General features: G+C 72.1%; 14 protein-coding genes. 10 read left to right on the top strand and 4 right to left on the bottom strand.

The window, feature by feature from the left end; genetic code table 11:
* Positions 1–118: 118 nt before the first annotated feature.
* Entirely contained in the window at positions 119–4,822 is a 4,704-nt protein-coding gene (locus tag IAI58_RS03445; RefSeq protein ID WP_237182618.1) for an NAD-glutamate dehydrogenase, read from the bottom strand.
* A 165-nt stretch (positions 4,823–4,987) separates the two neighbouring features.
* Between IAI58_RS03445 and IAI58_RS03440 the strand changes: the two genes are divergently transcribed.
* From IAI58_RS03440 to IAI58_RS03430, 3 genes are all read left to right on the top strand, one after another.
* The gene (locus tag IAI58_RS03440) at positions 4,988–6,217 is read left to right on the top strand and encodes a cupin domain-containing protein (RefSeq protein WP_207449927.1); all 1,230 of its coding nucleotides are present in this window, start codon (positions 4,988–4,990) and stop codon (positions 6,215–6,217) included.
* A gap of 27 nt (positions 6,218–6,244) precedes the next feature.
* Positions 6,245–6,751: an OmpA family protein gene (locus tag IAI58_RS03435; RefSeq protein ID WP_207449930.1), complete on the top strand. Its 507-nt coding sequence runs from the start codon at positions 6,245–6,247 to the stop codon at positions 6,749–6,751.
* A gap of 61 nt (positions 6,752–6,812) precedes the next feature.
* The gene (locus IAI58_RS03430; protein WP_419555844.1) at positions 6,813–9,251 is read left to right on the top strand and encodes a glycogen/starch/alpha-glucan phosphorylase; all 2,439 of its coding nucleotides are present in this window, start codon (positions 6,813–6,815) and stop codon (positions 9,249–9,251) included.
* A gap of 27 nt (positions 9,252–9,278) precedes the next feature.
* On the opposite strand, the gene IAI58_RS03425 is transcribed toward IAI58_RS03430, so the two are convergent.
* The 3 genes from IAI58_RS03425 to IAI58_RS03415 are packed head-to-tail and all read right to left on the bottom strand — an operon-like array spanning position 9,279 to position 10,321.
* Positions 9,279–9,605 (bottom strand): Rieske (2Fe-2S) protein, encoded by a 327-nt coding sequence (locus IAI58_RS03425; protein WP_207449937.1) that lies wholly within the window; start codon positions 9,603–9,605, stop codon positions 9,279–9,281.
* Positions 9,602–10,018, bottom strand: coding sequence for an EVE domain-containing protein (locus IAI58_RS03420; protein ID WP_207449939.1), 417 nt, complete (start codon positions 10,016–10,018; stop codon positions 9,602–9,604). Before IAI58_RS03420 ends, IAI58_RS03425 begins: the two co-directional genes overlap by 4 nt.
* Before the next feature lie 9 nt (positions 10,019–10,027).
* Positions 10,028–10,321 (bottom strand): YciI family protein, encoded by a 294-nt coding sequence (locus IAI58_RS03415; RefSeq protein ID WP_207449941.1) that lies wholly within the window; start codon positions 10,319–10,321, stop codon positions 10,028–10,030.
* A gap of 150 nt (positions 10,322–10,471) precedes the next feature.
* On the opposite strand from IAI58_RS03415, the gene IAI58_RS03410 reads away from it, so the two are divergent.
* Genes IAI58_RS03410 through ccmI form a run of 7 tightly spaced genes read left to right on the top strand, consistent with a single transcriptional unit; the run spans position 10,472 to position 15,833 of the window.
* Positions 10,472–11,281, top strand: coding sequence for a heme ABC transporter permease (locus IAI58_RS03410; protein WP_207449943.1), 810 nt, complete (start codon positions 10,472–10,474; stop codon positions 11,279–11,281).
* Positions 11,278–11,454 carry a heme exporter protein CcmD gene (gene ccmD / locus IAI58_RS03405; RefSeq protein ID WP_207449945.1) on the top strand — a complete coding sequence of 59 codons (177 nt, stop codon included), beginning with the start codon at positions 11,278–11,280 and terminating at the stop codon, positions 11,452–11,454. Before IAI58_RS03410 ends, ccmD begins: the two co-directional genes overlap by 4 nt.
* Before the next feature lie 18 nt (positions 11,455–11,472).
* Positions 11,473–12,018 (top strand): cytochrome c maturation protein CcmE, encoded by a 546-nt coding sequence (gene ccmE / locus IAI58_RS03400; RefSeq protein ID WP_207449947.1) that lies wholly within the window; start codon positions 11,473–11,475, stop codon positions 12,016–12,018.
* On the top strand, positions 12,015–13,985 hold the full coding sequence (locus tag IAI58_RS03395; RefSeq protein WP_207449949.1) for a heme lyase CcmF/NrfE family subunit: 1,971 nt from the start codon (positions 12,015–12,017) through the stop codon (positions 13,983–13,985). The genes ccmE and IAI58_RS03395 overlap by 4 nt, the downstream gene beginning before the upstream one ends.
* Entirely contained in the window at positions 13,982–14,572 is a 591-nt protein-coding gene (locus tag IAI58_RS03390) for a DsbE family thiol:disulfide interchange protein (protein ID WP_207449951.1), read from the top strand. Before IAI58_RS03395 ends, IAI58_RS03390 begins: the two co-directional genes overlap by 4 nt.
* The gene (locus tag IAI58_RS03385) at positions 14,572–15,042 is read left to right on the top strand and encodes a cytochrome c-type biogenesis protein (RefSeq protein WP_207449953.1); all 471 of its coding nucleotides are present in this window, start codon (positions 14,572–14,574) and stop codon (positions 15,040–15,042) included. Before IAI58_RS03390 ends, IAI58_RS03385 begins: the two co-directional genes overlap by 1 nt.
* The gene (gene ccmI, locus IAI58_RS03380) at positions 15,039–15,833 is read left to right on the top strand and encodes a c-type cytochrome biogenesis protein CcmI (protein ID WP_207449955.1); all 795 of its coding nucleotides are present in this window, start codon (positions 15,039–15,041) and stop codon (positions 15,831–15,833) included. The genes IAI58_RS03385 and ccmI overlap by 4 nt, the downstream gene beginning before the upstream one ends.
* Positions 15,834–15,875: the final 42 nt, after the last annotated feature.

Raw genomic sequence — 15,875 nt, 5'->3', positions numbered from 1 at the left:
GCCGAAGCACCCGGCAAAACCCGAACCGGGGTCCGGGGTGGAGTTTCCACCCCGGCGGGAGTGCAGAGGGCAGAGCCCTCTGCCAGGGTCCAGGGGCAGAGCCCCTGGCCACGCCCGATCAGCCGAGGATCCGCCCGATCTCCCGCACCGCCACCGTCACCGCCGCCAGATCCGGCCGGGCGGAGGCTTCCTGTGCCGTGCGTGCCACGGCCTCGGCATCCGGCAAGGCGGTGCCGCGCAGTTGCGCCACCGCCAGCCGGGCTTGCAATGCCGTCAGGTCGTCCAGCAGCGCCGCCTTGGCACGAGCCCCGAAGGGACCGGGGGCCGTGGCCTGACTAACCGAAAGGCGCAGGGCCGGCAGGTGGAAAGCCTCCCCTGCCTGATGCCAGGCGGCACCGGCCTGGGCCGGCGACACACCGGCGGTGGCGGCCAGCCGCACGATGGCGGGCGCGGCCTCCAGCGAGGGCGCGGCGGCGGCCAGGCGCGCCACCTGTTCCGGCAGGCCTGCCGCCTGCAGGGCGCTGGCGGTGGGATCACCGGCAGCGGCTTCCATCTCGGCCGCGGCCAGGGCATCGATCCCCGGGCGCAGGGCGGCGAGGTCCTCCTCCAGCCCACCCTGGCCGGGCAGGCTGAGCAGGTCCCGCGCCACGGCGGCATGCAGCTGGCGGATGGCCAGCGCCGCATCCCGCCGCGCGGTGGCGGGGGCGGGCGCCGCATCGGCGGCCTGGGCCGCGGCATCCAGCCCCAGCAGGCGGTCGGCCAGGATGGCGGCGCGCACCACCTCGGCCGGCTCCGTGCCGGTGGCCAGCCGTGCCAGCTCTGCCGGGCCCAGGCGGTTGGCCACCAGATTGGCCAGGATGGTCGCCAGCAGTTCCCTGCGCAGCCGGTGGCGGGCGATGGCCTCCGGGAATTCCCGTTGCAGCGGCTGCGGGAAATAGGCCTGCAGCAGCGGCGCCAGGGCCGGGTCGTCCGGCAGCGTGCTGGCCTCGATCGCCTCGGTCAGCCAGAGCTTTGTGAAGGGCAGCAGTGCAGCCAGCTCGGGCCGGCACAGCCCTTCCCCGGCGGCGGCACGGTCGGCGATGACGCCGGCATCGGGCAGGCCGGCCACGGCACGGTCCAGCAGGCCCACGGATTCCAGCCGGGCGATCAGCGCCGCATGGGCGGGCAGCGCCTCCGCCCCCGCCGCTTCCTCCAGGCTGATGGCCAGGGACTGCTCGGAATTGTCCCGCAGCACCAGGGCCGCGACCTCATCCGTCATCTCCCGCAGCAAGGCATCGCGGCGCTGCGGGGTGATGGCGCCGGCAGCCTGCACGTCCGCCAGCAGGATCTTGATGTTCACCTCATGGTCGGAGGTGGAGACACCGGCCGAATTGTCCAGCGCGTCGGTGTTCAGCTTCACCCCGGCGCCGCCCGCACCCTGGCGCGCGGCCTCGATGCGGCCGGCCTGGGTGACGCCCAGGTTGGCGCCCTCCCCGATCACGCGCACCCGAACTTCCCGCCCGTCGATGCGGATGGCGTCGTTGGCGCGGTCCCCGGCCTCGGCCTGGGTCTCCGTGCCGGCTTTGATGTAGGTGCCGATGCCGCCGAAATAGAGCAGGTCCACGGGCGCGCGCAGGATGGCGCGCATGACGGTGGCGGGGTCCGGCTTCTGCTCCTCGATCCCCAGCACCTCCCGCGCGCGGTCGGAGAGGGGGATGAAGCGGGCATTGCGCGGATAGACGCCACCGCCCTCGCTCACCTTGCGCACGTCGTAATCGGCCCAGGAGGAACGCGGCAGCGCGAAGAGGCGGGCGCGCTCCTCATAGCTGGTCGCGGGGTCCGGATCGGGGTCGATGAAGATGTGGCGGTGATCAAAGGCCGCGATCAGCTTCGTCTGCCTCGAGACCAGCAGCCCGTTGCCGAAGACGTCACCGGACATGTCGCCCACGCCGACGCAGCTGAAGGGTTCGGCCTGGATGTCGTGGCCGAACTCGGCGAAGTGGCGGGCGATCATCACCCAGGCGCCGCGGGCGGTGATGCCCATGGCCTTGTGGTCGTAGCCCTGGCTGCCGCCGCTGGCGAAGGCATCGCCCAGCCAGAAGCCGTATTCCTGCGCCAGACTGTTGGCGAGGTCGCTGAACTTGGCCGTGCCCTTGTCGGCGGCGGCAACGATATAGGGATCGTTTCCATCGCGCCGCACCAGGTCGGGCGGCGGCACCACCTCCTCGCCGCGCAGGTTGTCGGTGATGTCCAGCATGCCGCGGATCAGCGTCGTATAGGCGGCGATGCCGGTGGCCATGAAAGCCTCGCGGTCGCTGGCCGGCGGCACATGGCCCTTGAGGACGAAGCCGCCCTTGGCGCCGGTCGGCACGATGACGGCGTTCTTCAGCCGCTGCGCCTTCATCAGCCCCAGGATCTCCGTGCGGAAATCCTCCCGCCGGTCGGACCAGCGGATGCCGCCGCGCGCCACCGCGCCGGCGCGCAGATGGCAGCCCTCCATGTGGGGGGCATGCACGAAAATCTCGCGCCAGGGGCGCGGGCTCGGCATCTCGCCGGCCGCGGCACTGTCGATCTTCAGCGAGAGATAGGGCTTGTCCTGATGGAAATTGGTGCGCAGCACCGCATCCAGCACCAGCCGCAGGCGGGAGAAGATGCGGTCGGCATCCGGATCCTCGATCTGCTCCATCAGCGCCGACCATTCGGCCTCGATGGCCTGCTCGGCCTGGGCCTCGCGGGGGCGGGCGGGATCGAAACGGGACTGGAACAGCGCGACCAGCAACCGCGCGGCGCGCGGCTCCGCCGCCAGCGCGGCTTCCACCGAGCCCTGCGCGAAGGCGAAGCCCACCTGCTTCAGCCAGCGGAAGAGGGCGCGCAACAGCCAGGCCTCACGCCAGGAGAGGCCGGCGCGGGCCACCAGACGGTTGAAGCCGTCGGCCTCCGCCCGCCCTTCCAGCAGGGCGGAGAGCGCCTCCAGCATTGCCGGGAAGCGCGCCTCCGTGAGATCGGCGCCGGCTTCCAGCGCGAAGACATGCAGCACCACACGGCTGCCGCCCGGGAGGGAGAGGTTGTGCGGCGTCTCCTCGATGGCACGCAGGTCCAGGCTCTCGAACAGCGGCAGCACATCGGCCAGCGGCAGCGGGCCGCCGGGATTGGCCAGCCGCAGCGACAGCACGCGCGGCCCGGCACCCGGCGCGCGTTCCAGCCGCGCGCTGGGATGGCCGCTGGCCAGCGCCGCCTCCGCCATCTGGATATCCGCCACCGCCGTCGTGGTGCCGGTATGGGCGGCGTAGAAGCCCGAGAAGGCATCGGACCAGCGGGACAGGGTATCGGCCGCGCGCGCCTCGCCCAGCTCGGCGGTCAGCGCCTCGGCCAGGCGGTCGGTGAAGGAGCGCGCGGCCTGGCCGATGGCGGCTTCCAGCGCGGCGTCATCCACAACCGGCACGGCGCCGGGGGTGGTACCGAGCACGTAGTGCACCCGCGCCAGCGGCCCGTCCCCCAGCGCGATATGGAAGGCCGAGAGCCGGCCGCCGAAGGCGCGCGCGAGGATGCCGCCCACCGCCTCCCGCAGCCGCGTGTCGAAGGTGTCCCGCGGCAGCCAGACGATGGCGGAGACGAAGCGCTCGAAGGGGTCGCGCCGCAGCACCAGCGCGGCGCGCGGACGGATGGAGAGGTCGAGTGCCCGCCGGGCGCCATCGAGGATGGCGGCTTCATCGGCCTGGAACAGCTCGTCGCGCGGCCAGGTGTCGAGGATGTTGCGCAGGGCGCGGCCGTCATGGCTGTCCCCGGCCACGCCGGCGGCGGCCAGGATGCGCTCCACCTTGGCGGAGAGCCAGGGGATGCTGCGGGGGTTGCGGTTATAGGCGGCGGCGGCGAAGAGGCCGAGGAAGAGGCGGATGGCCACCACCCGCCCATCGGCGCCGAAGACGCGCGTGGCCACCACATCCGCATGCTGCGGCCGGTGCACCCGCGCCCGCATATTGGCCTTGGCGACGGTCAGGGGCACGCCGTCCCGCAGCTGCGCCAGCACGGCGGCGGGAATGGCCTTGAGGTCGCGCAGCGTGTCGAAGACCGGGAGGGATTCGTCGCGCAGCAGGCCCAGCCCGTCCTCGGCGGCCACCTCCGGCTCCAGCCGCAGCAGGCGGTGGCCGAGGCAGACGAAATTCTCCTCGGCCATCCAGCGCAGGAAGGCCTGGGCCGGGGCGGCCTCGGCCGAGCCGGCGATTTCCCGCTCCGCCGTCTCCAGCCGCTTGAGGATGGCCGGGTAATCCGTCACGGCCAGCCGCACATCGGCCATGGCCTGGCGCAGCGCGGTCTCCACCGCCTCCCAGTTCTCTACGGGCGCCCGGTGCTCGCCGGTCAGGCGCAGCAGGCCGGGGGCGATTTCCACATGCATCATGCTCTCGGCCTTGCCCTCGGCCGCACCGAGCCCGAGCAGCCGGCCCTCCGCATCCCGCCGCACCCGCAGCACGGGGTGCAGCAGCCGCCGCACCTTGCGGCCGGAGAGGGCCAGCGCCGCCAGCACGCTGTCCACCAGGAAGGGCATGTCGTCCGTGACGATTTCCGCCAGTGCCGCGCCGCCCCGGCCAGGCCCGGGCGGCGTCAGGCGCACCTTGGCCTCGCCCGGCCGGCGCTGCGCGGCATGGGCGTAGAGGCTGGCGGCGGCGGCGGCGAGGCGCTCCGCCGGCTCGGCCGCCAGCTCCTCGGTCGGCAGGGCAGCGGCCAGGTGATGCAGCAGCAGGACGGCATCCTCCGGCAGCGCCGGCGCCTGGCGCCGCAGCGTCTCCGCCGCCGCGCGCAGCAACTCGGCACGGGCTCCACCCTCACTGGTGGCGGCACCGCTCAATCCTTCCGGCATCATCAGTCCCCTGACGTTCGTATCACTGCTGCTGAGGATCGGGCCGCAGCGGTCCCGCTTCAAGCCAGGGAAGCGCCTTCGATACGCAGTGGCTCGTAAATTCATGCAGGTGGCGCATTCTCAAGGGGCAGCATCCAACCCTAAGCTGAGGGCATGAGCATGACGCTGGCCGACCTCCTGGCGCCCATCACGCCGGAACAGTTCTTCGCCGAGTACTATGACAAGCAGCCCCTGCACATCCCGGGCAGCCCGGCGAAATTCGCCCAGGTGCTGTCCTGGCGCGGCATCAACCGGCTGCTGGACCAGACGCATATCTGGTCCAGCCAGTCGCTGAAGCTGGTGCGGGAGGGCGTGGCGGTGCCGCCGGAGCAGTATTGCACCCGCGCCACCAGCCGCGACGGGGCGCCCGTGATGCAGCCGGATTCCGCGCTGGTGGCGCAATGGGTCGGCCGCGGCGCCTCGGTCGTCATGAACGACGTGGACAGCCTCTCCCCCGGCCTCGCCAGCGTCTCGGATGCGCTGGAAGCGGCGGGCCTCGGCAAGGCCCAGGCCAATGTCTACATCTCCTGGCAGAGCCATAAGGCCTTCCATTCCCATTTCGACACGCATGACGTCTGGGCCGTGCAGGTCGAGGGCGAGAAATACTGGAACATCTGGGAAGGCCGCGCCGAGTGGCCGATCGCCCACCCCGTCTTCAAGGGCCTGGGGCAGGAGCACCACGACCGCGCCAAGGGCAAGCTGCGCGCCAAGGTGCTGGTGAAGACCGGCGACCTGCTCTACCTGCCGCGCGGCTGGTACCATGACGCCCTGGCCGAGGCACCGGCCTCCGTCCATATCGCCTATGGCGTGCATGCGCCGCTGGGCATGGACCTCATGAACATCCTGCTGGAGCGCGCCATCTACGACGCCGCTTTCCGCCAGCCGCTGCCGCGCCAGGATGGAACCGCCGCCGCCCGCTTCGCGTTGACCAGCCGCGCCGCCCAGCTCGGGCAGCGCCTTTCCGAACTGACGCGGGACCCGAAGGTAATGGATGTGCTGGGCAAGTTCGTGGCGGATTACCGCTACCGCCGTGGCGGCAACGACCTGCTGGCCGCCCGTGGCCTGGCCCAGGCCGGCGCCCCCGGCATTCCGGAGGAAGCCGCCGAAGGCACCACCTTCCGCGTGCTGGTCAATGGCGCCAAGCCCGTGCGGCGCGGCGCCGAATGGCAGCTGAAGGGCCCCAATGCCACCCTGCCCCTGCTTCCCGCCGAGGCCGAGGCCACGGCCTGGCTGCTGTCCCGGCCCGATGTGGCGGAGGCCGAGCTGCGTGCCGCCCATCCCGGCGTGGATGCGCCCACCCTGCTGCAACGCCTGACCGGCGCCGGCCTGCTGGCCCCGGCCTGAAGGTCCGCACCCCCCATGACCAAGCGCATGCTGCCCCTGCTCCTGCCGCTGCTCCTGCCGCTGCTGGCCGCCGCCCCGGCGCAGGGGCAGCCGCGCGATTTCCGCTGCATCGGCGCCGAGCAGCTGGAGGATGACGTCTTCGAGGTGCCCTTCCCCGCCCGCAGCTCCCGGCCGGCCGCCGCCGCCCGCACCCCCGTGGCCGCCGCCGCCGCCCTCGCCGCCGCCGATCCCCGGCGCAATATCTGCGTCCTCGGCCATGCCACGCGGGAGGGGGGGCAGAGCACCACCACCGAGCTGGCTGCCCGCCGGGCGCGGGAGGTGGCGGAAATGCTCTCGGTCAGCCATGGCATCGAGCGCGACCGTATCCGCGCCGAAGCCCGCAATCCCGGCTTCAGCCGCCGGACCGAGAACCGGGAGGCCCGTAGCGTCGTTATTGTGGTGCTGCCGGCCCCGTCAGGCTCCCCCGCACCGGCCGCATCCGCAGCCGAGCCGGGACGGCCCGGCTCCGGCGACCCGGGCGTCAAAACGCCATAGTCTCGACACGCGGGGATTATAGGGACGGGGCGGCTCCGCCCGAACGAGAGGATCTCGCCGCGTGACAGATGACAGCATGGCGATGGAGATCACCGCCGAAGCCGAGGCGCTGCGCCAGGACATCCTGTCCAAGCTGACCTACGAAGTCGGCGGGCGCGCCGAGCGCGCGAGCGCGCGCGACTGGTTCCTGGCCGCCACTCTCGCCACTCGTGACCGCATCGTGGACCGCTGGCGTGCCTCCAACGACGAAACGGTGGCGCAGGGCCATAAACGCGTCTGCTATCTTTCGATGGAGTTCCTGATCGGCCGGCTGCTCTCTGACGCGCTGGGCAATCTGGGCCTGACGGAAGCCATGCGGCAGGCGCTGGATGGCGTGGGCGTCGATCTGGAGGAGGTCTGCGCGCAGGAGCCGGACGCGGCCCTGGGCAATGGCGGCCTCGGGCGCCTGGCCGCCTGCTTCATGGAAAGCATGGCCAGCATCGGCATCCCCGCCGTCGGCTACGGCATCCGCTACGAGAACGGGCTCTTCCGCCAGCTGATCCAGGATGGCCGGCAGATGGAAGTGCCGGAGGATTGGCTCTCCCTCGGCAATCCCTGGGAGTTCGAGCGGTCCGGCATCACCTACGACATCGGCTTCGGCGGGCATGTCGTGCGGCGCCCGGATGGCGGGCTGGTCTGGCACCCCGGCGAGGTGGTGCGCGCCATCGCCTATGACACGCCGGTGGTGGGGTGGCGCGGCCACTGGGTGAATACGCTACGCCTCTGGTCCGCCCGCGCCACCGACCCGCTGCATCTCGATGCCTTCAACAGCGGCGACCATGTCGGCGCGCAGCTGACGCGGATGCAGGCGGAGGCCATCTCCCGCGTGCTCTATCCCGGCGACGAGAATGCGGCCGGGCAGGAATTGCGGCTGCGACAGGAATATTTCTTCGCCTCCGCTTCGCTGCAGGACCTGATCCAGCGGCATCTCCGGCTGTATGGCGATATCGCCACCCTGGCCGAGAAGGTGGCCGTCCAGCTCAACGATACCCACCCCGCCATCGGCGTGGCGGAGCTGATGCGGCTGCTGGTGGATGTGCAGGGGGTGGAATGGGACAGGGCCTGGGACATCGCCCGCGCCACCTTCTCCTATACCAACCACACCCTGATGCCGGAGGCGCTGGAGAGCTGGCCCGTCGCGCTGATGGAGCGGCTGCTGCCGCGCAACATGCAGATCATCTACCTGATCAACGCGCGGCATCTGGAGAAGGCCCGGCAGCAGGGCGCGAATGACGCGCTGCTCTCCGCCGTCTCGCTGATCGACGAGCATCACGGGCGGCGCGTGCGGATGGGCCATCTGGCCTTCGTCGGCTCGCACAAGATCAATGGCGTCTCGGCCCTGCACACGGGGTTGATGCGCAGCACCGTCTTCGCCGAGCTGGACCGTGTCTGCCCGGGGCGCATCACCAACAAGACCAACGGCATCACCTTCCGCCGCTGGCTGATGCGCGCCAATCCCGGCCTGACCAGCCTGATCGTGGAGACCATCGGTCCCCGGGTGCTGGACGAGCCGGAGCGGCTGGCCGATCTCGCGCCTTATGCGCGCGACGCAGCCTTCCAGCGAGCCTTCGCCGCGCAACGCCGCAAGGCGAAAGAGTCCCTCACCCGGCTGGTGCGGGCGCGGACGGGCGTCATGCTCGACCCCGCCAGCCTCTTCGACGTGCAGGTCAAGCGTATCCACGAATACAAGCGGCAGCTGCTGAACATCCTGCACACGGTCGCGCTGTACAACTCGATGCGCGCCCAGCCCATGGGCAGCTGGGTGCCGCAGACGAAGATCTTCGCCGGCAAGGCGGCGCCCAGCTACCACCAGGCGAAGCTGATCATCCGCCTGGCCAATGACGTGGGCAAGGTCATCAACAGCGACCCCACGGTGCGCGACCTGCTGCGCGTCGTCTTCATCCCCAACTACAACGTGACGCTGGCGGAGAGCATCATGCCCGCCGCCGACCTGTCCGAGCAGATCTCGACCGCCGGGCTGGAGGCCTCGGGCACCGGCAACATGAAATTCGCGCTGAACGGCGCCCTCACCATCGGCACGCTGGATGGCGCCAATATCGAGATCAGTGAGCGGGTCGGCCTTGAGAACATCTTCATCTTCGGCCTGAGGGCCAGCGAAGCCGGGCCGCTGCGGCGGGATGGCTACGATGCCCGCGCCGCCGTCGCCGGCAATGACGAGCTGCGCGGCGTGCTGGACGCCATCGCGTCCGGCGTCTTCTCGCCAGAGGAGCCGGACCGTTACCGTGCCCTGGTGGAGGGGCTGCTGGCGCATGACAACTTCCTCGTCACCGCCGATTTCGCCAGCTATGTCGCCACGCAGCGGCAGGTGGCGCAGCGCTGGGGGCAGCCGGCCGAGTGGTGGCGCAGCGCGGTGCTGAACACGGCGAATGTCGCCTGGTTCTCCTCCGACCGCACCATCCGCGAATACGCGGATGAGATCTGGGACCTGCCGGTGCGGTAGGCGCGTCGGATCGGGCCGGCCCGTGACCTAAAGGCCGGCATCCTCCGGCACGCGCACCACACCCTCGGCATCCACTTCCGCCGGCACGGCCTCCAGGCTGTCGCCGGCGCAGGGACCGTGGGTGCAGAAGCCGTCCTCGATGCGGAACTGCGCCCCGTGCAGGGCGCAGATGATGGCGGTGCCGCGGTGGTCCAGGAAGCGGTCGGGCATGATCTCCAGCGACACGCCGATATGCGGGCAGGCATTCACATAGACGAAGACCCGCGCGCCCCGCCGCACGGCGAAGAGCGCGCCGAAGCCCCGTGCCTGCCCGTTCGGGATATCCTCCAGCCGGCAGAGGGGCACCAGGCTCACGGGTCCCGCCACTCTCCCATCCGGCAGAGCAGCGCCCAGTGGTCATCCGAGATCGGCATGACGGAAAGGCGGGACTGGCGCACCAGCCCGATCCCCTCCAGCCCCGGCTCCGCCTTGATGGCGGCCAGCGTCACCGGCTTCGGCATGGGCGCGACGGCGCGCATGTCGACGCAGGCCCAGCGCCCGCTCTCCTCCGTCGGGTCGGGATAGGCGGCGCGCGCCACCTCCACCACGCCGACGATCTCCTTGCCGATATTGGAGTGGTAGAAGAAGGCGCGGTCGCCTACCGCCATGGAGCGGAGGAACTTGGCGGCCTGGGCATTGCGCACCCCGGTCCAGGGCTCGACGCCATTCTCCACCTGCTGCTGCCAGGAGAAGGCATCGGGCTCCGACTTCACCAGCCAGTAGGCCATGGCCGCGCCTCAGCCGATGCGCATGCCGTCCTTGAAGACGGAGCGGAAGGGCCGGATGGTGACGCTCTCGAACAGCCCGGCCTTGGCATAGGGGTCGCCGGCGGCCAGGGCCTCGGCGGCGGCCTGGTCGGCCACGTCCACCAGCAGCAGGCTGCCGCAGGGCTTGCCCTCGGCATCCAGCACCGGGCCGCCCTGCACGACGACCTCGGCCTGGCCGTCCAGGTATTCCAGGTGGCTCGGCCGCGTCGCCAGCCGCAATTCCAGCGCGCCGGGCTTGTCCTGGCAGATGATGGCGAAGAGCATGAGGCCGTTCCTTCCTGCGAGATCCTGTGGGACTGGACTACCGCCGCCCGGCCTCCGCTTCAATGGCCGCGGCGCCCTGGCCCCCGTGCAACACGGGGTTACGCACCGGGCCGTTTCCGCACCCCCCCGATATGGACTAGGTTGCGCACCGTGAACGCGCCCTCAGCCCCCTCCCCCACCCGCGACGCGCCGAAACCCGCCCTGGCGCCCCGCGCCGCCAGCGGCCTCCACCGCTTCGCCAATCCCGGCCGTTTCCTGCGTCTCTCCGGCCGGGTGCTGCCCTGGCTCTGGGGGCTGGCGGCGCTGGGGCTGGCCATCGGCATCCCCTGGGGGCTCGCCTTCTCCCCGCCGGACTGGCAGCAGGGCGAGACGGTGCGGATCATGTATCTCCATGTCCCCATGGCCTGGCTGGCGATGGGTGGCTATGCCGGGCTGGCCCTGGCCTCCGCCACCGCGCTGATCTGGCGCCACCCGCTGGCCGACCTGCTGGCGCGGGAGCTCTCTCCGGTGGGCGCGGCCGTCACGGCGCTCTGCCTTGCCACCGGCAGCCTCTGGGGCCGACCCATGTGGGGCACCTGGTGGGTCTGGGACGCCCGGCTGACCAGCGTGCTGGTCCTGTTCTTCCTCTGGGTCGGCCACGCCGCCCTGGTGCGCGCCTTCGACGAGGATGAGCGCGGTGCCCGGGCCGGGGCCATCCTGGCGCTGATCGGTGCCATCAACCTGCCCGTGGTCAAGTTCTCGGTGGACTTCTTCAATACCCTGCACCAGCCGGCCTCGGTGGCGCGCATGGGCGGGCCCAGCCTGCATGTGGACCTGCTCTACCCCCTGCTGGCCTGCGCCCTGGGCTTCACCTTCCTCTTCGCCGCCCTGGTGCTGGCCCGCACCCGTGCCGCGGTCATGGAAAAACGCATCCGCCAGCTCCAGATCGCCCAGGCGCGGCGGCAGGAGAGCGTGGCATGAACCAGCACTGGACCTATGTCGCCGCCGCCTGGGGGCTGGCGGCGCTGCTCTTCGGGGTGCTGCTGGCGGACACGCTGCGCCGCCAGTCCGCCGCGAGGCGCCGGCTGGCGGCACTCGAGAAACTGCGCCCGCCCGGCGCGCGGGGCCGCACGGCCCGGCCCGGGCCGGCATAAGGAGCGGACGGAAGCGGCATGAGTCTCTCGCGCAAGAAGCGGCGGATCTGGATGCTGCTGCTGGGTGGCCTCGGCCTCGGCAGCGCCGCGGCACTGGCCCTGACCGCCTTTCAGGACAATCTGGTCTTCTTCCTGGCCCCCAGCGAGATCGCCCAGAAGCATCCGGGGCCCGAACGCGCCTTCCGCCTGGGCGGGCTGGTCGAGGCCGGCAGCGTGAGGAAATCCGTCTCGCCCGAGGGCCGGCCGGAGGCGCGCTTCATCGTGACCGACGGCCCGGCCACGGTGCCCGTGGTCTATGTCGGCGTGCTGCCGGACCTGTTCCGGGAAGGCCAGGGCGTGGTGACGCTGGGCAAGCTGGGCGATGACGGGCTGTTCCGCGCCAGCGAGGTGCTGGCCCGGCACGACGAGACCTATATGCCGCCCGAGGTGGCCGATGCCCTGAAGCGCACCGGCCACTGGGAGCCGGAGAAGGGCGCCCCGCCCCCCGCCGCTTCCTGGAACCGGCTGGACCCGCAGGCGGTGGAGCCTCAGGCCGCCGCCGGTATGCCGAGGCAAGGCGGATGATCGCGGAACTCGGACATTTCGCGCTGGCGCTGGCCATGGCGCTGTCTCTGGCGCTGGCTGTGCTGCCGCTCTGGGGCGCCGCGCGGGGCGACGGGCGGCTGATGGCCGCCGCCCCGCCGCTGGCCGGCGGCCTGCTGCTGGCCAGCGCCGCAGCCTTCGGCGCGCTGCTCTATGTCTTCGCGGTGAACGACACCACCGTGGTGGGGGTGGTGCAGAACAGCCACTCCACCAAGCCCATGCTGTACAAGCTGGCGGGCGCCTGGGGCAATCATGAGGGCTCGATGGTCCTCTGGGTGCTGACCCTGGCGCTCTGCGCGGGCGCGGTGGCCGGCTTCGGCCGGGGGCTGCCCACCGCGCTGCAGGCGCGGGTGCTGGCGGTGCTGGGGCTGATCGCCGCCGGCTTCCTGGCCTTCATCCTCGCCACCTCCAATCCCTTCGGCCGCATATGGCCGCCGGCGCCGGACGGGCAGGGGCTGAACCCCGTGCTGCAGGACCCCGGCCTCGCCTTCCATCCCCCGCTGCTCTACCTCGGCTATGTCGGCTATGCCGTCACCTTCGCCTTCGCCGTGGCCGCCCTGCTGGAAGGCCGGGTGGATGCCGCCTGGGGCCGGTGGGTGCGCCCCTGGGCACTCGCCGCCTGGGCCTTCCTGACGCTGGGCATCGCGCTCGGTTCCTGGTGGGCCTATTACGAGCTGGGCTGGGGCGGCTACTGGTTCTGGGACCCGGTCGAGAACGCGTCCCTCCTCCCCTGGCTGGCCGGCACCGCCCTGCTGCATTCCGCCACCGTGGTCGAAAAGCGCGAGGCGCTGAAGATCTGGACGGTGCTGCTGGCGCTGCTGGCCTTCGCCATGTCGCTGCTGGGCACCTTCCTCGTCCGCTCCGGCGTGCTGAACTCCGTCCATGCCTTCGCCAACGACCCGGAGCGCGGCGTCTTCATCCTCGCCCTGCTGGGCCTCTATATCGGCGGCGCCTTCGCCCTCTTCGCCTGGCGCGCGCCGTCCATGACGCCCACGGGCGTCTTCGCGCCCTTGTCGCGGGAGGGCGGGCTGGTGCTGAACAACCTGCTGCTCTGCTCCATGGCGGCGGTGGTGCTGACCGGCACCCTCTGGCCGATGTTCGCCGACCTGCTCTTCGACCAGAAGATCTCGGTCGGCCCCCCCTTCTTCAACACGGCCATGCTGCCTCTGGCGGTGCCGCTGGTGCTGGCCATGGCCGCCGGCCCGCTGCTGGCCTGGAAGCGCGCGCATCTCTGGCCCGTGCTGCAGCGGCTCTGGTGGGCGGCCCTGCTGTCGGCCCTGACCGCGGCGCTGGTCCTGGCCTATGCCGGGCTGCGGATCGGCCCGGCGCTGGGCTTCGCCGCCGCGATCTGGCTCATCGCCGGCGCGCTGACCGACCTCTTCGACCGCATCGCCCTCTTCCGCCGCCCCTCGGCCGCCCTGGCGCGCGCCCGCGGGCTGCCGCGCGCCGCCTGGGGGGCGGTCATCGCCCATGCCGGCCTTGGTGTCTCCATTGCCGGCATGGCCGGCATGGGCCTGGCCACCGACCGGCTGGTGGCGCTGCGGCCCGGCACCGCCGCGCCGCTCGCCGGCTATGAATGGCGGCTGGATTCGCTGGCCGATGCCGTCGGCCCCAACTGGACCTCGCGTCGCGCCACCGTGACGGTGCTGCGCGACGGCGCCACCGTCACCGTCATGCACCCGGAACGCCGCTTCTTCCCGCTGGCCCGCCAGACCACCACCGAGGCCGCCATCCACACCACCTGGCTGGCCGATCTCTACCTCGTGCTGGGCGAGGAGGAGGATGGCCGCGCCGTGCTGCGGATCCACCATAACCCGATGGCGCCCTGGATCTGGCTGGGCGCCGCCATCATGGCCCTCGGCGGCGGCATTTCCCTCAGCGACCGGCGCATCCGGGTCTCGGCGCCCGGCGCCAAGCGCGCCACCCAGGCGGAGAAGGTGCCGGCATGAGCGGGCAGAGCGATTCCCCCGCCCCCCGACTCGGCCGCCGCCGCGCCCTGATGCTGGCGCCGCTCGGCCTGGCGCTGGCGGGCGGCGCCGGCTTCTACGCCATGCTGCGCGGCCTCGGCAGCGGCAGCTACGACCCGCGCGGCGTGCCCTCCGCGCTGCTCGGCCGCCAGGCGCCGCCCTTCACCCTGCCGCCGCTGGAGGAGGCCGGGGTGCCCGGCTTCTCCGACGCCGCGCTGCGCGACCTGCCGGCCCCCATGCTGGTGAATTTCTGGGCCAGCTGGTGCGTGCCCTGCATCGTCGAGCACCCGCAGCTGATGCGCCTCGCGCGGGAGGGGGTGCAGGTCTTCGGCGTCAACTACAAGGACAGGCCGGCCGATGCCGCCACCTTCCTCACCCGCCACGGCAATCCCTTCACCCGCCTGGGGCGGGACGAGCCCGGGCGCGTCGCCATCGACTGGGGCGTCTATGGCGTGCCGGAGACCTATCTGCTGGACCGCCAGGGCATCATCCGCTGGCGCTGGCCCGGCCCGGTGACGCCCGAGGTGCTGGAGCAGGACATCCGCCCCCTGCTGAGGCGCCACGCCTGATGCGCCGCCTGCTGCTCGCCCCCCTCCTGGCCCTGGGCCTGGCCTCGGGCCCCGCCCTCGCCGTGGGCCTGCCTTCCGAGATGCTGCCCGACCCGGCGCAGGAACAGCGCGCCCGCGACATCGGGCATGAGCTGCGCTGCCTGGTCTGCCAGAACCAGTCCATCGAGGAGAGCGAGGCCGACCTGGCGCGCGACCTCCGCCGCGTCGTGCGGGAGCGGGTGGCCGCCGGCGACAGCGATCGCCAGATCGTCGCCTATCTGCACGACCGCTACGGCGACTTCGTCCTGCTGCGCCCGCCCTTCAATGCCGCCACGGCGCTGCTCTGGGGCGCGCCCTTCCTGGCGCTGGGCGGCGGGCTGGCCGCCATCCTGCTCGCCCGCCGCCGCCGGCTGGACCCCCTCGCCGTGCCGCCGCTCTCGGCCGAGGAACAGGCCCGCCTCGCCGCGCTGGAGGACCGTCCCTCCCCATGATCTGGCTGCTCTTCCTGGCCCTGGCCGTGCTGGCCCTGGCGCCGCTCGGCCTCGTGCTGCTGCGCCCGCCCCGCCCGCATGGGCGGCAGGAGGCCGACCTCGCCTTCTACCGTGCCCAGCTGACCGAGCTGGAGCGCGAGCGCGCCGCCGGCCGGCTGGATGAACCCGCCTTCAATGCCGCCCGCACCGAGGTGCAGCGCCGCCTGCTGGCCGCCCCGGCCGATCGGGCGCCTGCCCAGGCCTCGCGCGGCAGCGCCCTGCTCGCCGCCGGGCTCTTCCTGATCCCGGCGGGGGGCTTTGCCCTTTATCTCTGGCACGGCGCGCCGGACGTGCCCGCCGCCCCTTATGTCGAACGCGCCGCCGTCGCGGCGCGGGACGATGCGCTGCTGGCGCAGCTGCGGAACCGCATAGCCATGGTGCCGCCGCAGAGCGAGGGTGCGCGCCAGGGCTGGTTGCTGCTGGGCAATGCCGAGCGCGGCCGCGGCCGGTTGGATGAAGCCGCCGAGGCCCTGTCCCATGCCCTGGCCATCCGCTTCGACGCCGGTCTGGCGGCGGATCTGGCGGAGTTGCAGATCCAGCGCGGGGATACGGCGGCGGCGGCCCGCATCCTGGCCACGGCCCTGCGCCAGAGCCCCGGCGACCCGCGCCTGCGCTTCCTCTCCGGTCTGCTGGAGGCCCGCGAGGGCCGCAGCCAGAACGCCCGCGCCACCTGGCAGGCCCTGCTGGCCGATACGCCGGCCGACGCTCCCTGGCGCGCCCTGCTGGAGCGGGAGCTTCAAGGGCTGCCCTGAGGCCGCGCCCCGGGAAGCATGCGGAAGGGACAAGGGGGCGGA

Source organism: Roseomonas marmotae, from assembly GCF_017654485.1.
GTDB lineage: Bacteria > Pseudomonadota > Alphaproteobacteria > Acetobacterales > Acetobacteraceae > Pseudoroseomonas > Pseudoroseomonas marmotae.
The sequence above is the reverse complement of the archived record's forward strand: the minus strand, read 5'-3'. Positions and strand labels throughout refer to the sequence as shown.

Excerpts from the sequence above, each read along its gene's own strand:
- IAI58_RS03440 (WP_207449927.1), top strand. The coding sequence starts at position 4,988 with ATGAGCATGACGCTGGCCGACCTCCTGGCGCCCATCACGCCGGAACAG.
- IAI58_RS03435 (WP_207449930.1), top strand. The coding sequence starts at position 6,245 with ATGCTGCCCCTGCTCCTGCCGCTGCTCCTGCCGCTGCTGGCCGCCGCC.
- IAI58_RS03420 (WP_207449939.1), bottom strand. The coding sequence starts at position 10,018 with ATGGCCTACTGGCTGGTGAAGTCGGAGCCCGATGCCTTCTCCTGGCAG.
- IAI58_RS03415 (WP_207449941.1), bottom strand. The coding sequence starts at position 10,321 with ATGCTCTTCGCCATCATCTGCCAGGACAAGCCCGGCGCGCTGGAATTG.
- ccmD (WP_207449945.1), top strand. The coding sequence starts at position 11,278 with ATGAACCAGCACTGGACCTATGTCGCCGCCGCCTGGGGGCTGGCGGCG.
- ccmE (WP_207449947.1), top strand. The coding sequence starts at position 11,473 with ATGAGTCTCTCGCGCAAGAAGCGGCGGATCTGGATGCTGCTGCTGGGT.
- IAI58_RS03395 (WP_207449949.1), top strand. The coding sequence starts at position 12,015 with ATGATCGCGGAACTCGGACATTTCGCGCTGGCGCTGGCCATGGCGCTG.
- IAI58_RS03390 (WP_207449951.1), top strand. The coding sequence starts at position 13,982 with ATGAGCGGGCAGAGCGATTCCCCCGCCCCCCGACTCGGCCGCCGCCGC.
- IAI58_RS03385 (WP_207449953.1), top strand. The coding sequence starts at position 14,572 with ATGCGCCGCCTGCTGCTCGCCCCCCTCCTGGCCCTGGGCCTGGCCTCG.
- ccmI (WP_207449955.1), top strand. The coding sequence starts at position 15,039 with ATGATCTGGCTGCTCTTCCTGGCCCTGGCCGTGCTGGCCCTGGCGCCG.